The organism is Curtobacterium sp. MCBA15_016, assembly GCF_001865105.1.
Taxonomy (GTDB): Bacteria; Actinomycetota; Actinomycetes; order Actinomycetales; family Microbacteriaceae; genus Curtobacterium.
This window is the reverse complement of the sequence record NZ_MJGR01000009.1, coordinates 2,188-2,572: the sequence shown is the minus strand read 5'-3', so window position 1 is coordinate 2,572 and position 385 is coordinate 2,188. Positions and strand designations below refer to the sequence as shown.

Here is a 385-nt window from a genome sequence, read left to right as displayed (position 1 = left end):
GGAACCGGCACCGTGCCTCCAGGACGATCCATCTGGCGGAACCTGGCCGAGCACTGGGACGACTTCCTCGGCACCCCCGTCCGCTACTGGTTCGAGACGGAGCTGCACGACGTCTTCGGACTGACGGAACAGCCGTCGGCCGCGAACGCGGACGCCCAGTACGACCACATCGCCGAGCTCCTCACCACGTCCGCGTTCCGTCCGCGCGCCCTGTTCGACGCCTTCGGCATCGAGGTCCTCGCGACCACGGACGCGCCCACCGCCGACCTCGCCGCGCACGCGCGGCTCGCCGCCGACCCCACCTTCACCGGCCGGGTGGTCCCCACGTTCCGCGCGGACGCCGTGTTCGACCCGTCGGGGTCGGACTGGAGGCACGTGGTCGCGT

General features: G+C 71.9%; 1 protein-coding gene. It reads left to right on the top strand.

The annotated features are described in order from the left end of the window. Positions 1-12 precede the first annotated feature (12 nt). The coding region (locus BIV03_RS04300; protein WP_254790725.1) for a glucuronate isomerase at positions 13-385 on the top strand (373 nt) is incomplete at its 3' end.